Source organism: Mangrovihabitans endophyticus (assembly GCF_014646155.1).
In the GTDB taxonomy this organism is placed as follows: domain Bacteria; phylum Actinomycetota; class Actinomycetes; order Mycobacteriales; family Micromonosporaceae; genus Actinoplanes; species Actinoplanes endophyticus.
The window spans coordinates 1-555 of sequence record NZ_BMMX01000181.1; the positions used below are offsets into that span (position 1 = coordinate 1).

Annotated in this window: 1 protein-coding gene; it reads right to left on the reverse strand. The window is 39.5% G+C overall.

What is annotated here, in order from left to right:
• Positions 1–499: folylpolyglutamate synthase family protein (locus tag IEY73_RS34820; protein ID WP_505744162.1), on the reverse strand; the 499-nt coding region annotated here is incomplete at its 3' end.
• Positions 500–555 lie beyond the last annotated feature (56 nt).

Here is a 555-nt window from a genome sequence, read left to right on the forward strand (position 1 = left end):
TTAAGGCTTTAGCGCTATGGGGGTTATGCCCCACATCTATTAAGATATTAGGGCTTAAAAACTCGCAACGGCCGATTAAATTCAAGGGCTTTAGGTTTTTTAAAACTTCTTGTTCTTTGCATGGCATAAGCGTTTCAAACGCTTTTAGAGCCACTTCTAAATTCATCGCTAAAAAATGGGCTAAATGGTGGCGTTCAATATAATCCCTGACTCCTTTTGAAATTTTATTTGGGACTAAAATCAATTTTGCGTGTTTTTCTTTGGCGATTTTTTGAGCCACACTTAAAACCAGTTCTTGTTGGGGAGCAATGATATTAAGAGAGCCCATCGCTTTTAATTTAGTTTGTGCAATGCTTTCTAAACTATCCCCTAAAAATTCCTTATGATCATAATCAATGGGGGTGAAAATGCTTAGGGTTTTTTCTAAAGCGTTCGTGCTGTCAAACTCCCCCCCAAGCCCTGCTTCTAAAACCAAATAATCGCAATCTTTAGCGAGCATGACGGCCAATAAGGTAGCGTATTCAAAATACGAGCAAGCGCTGCTGAAAGCGTGTG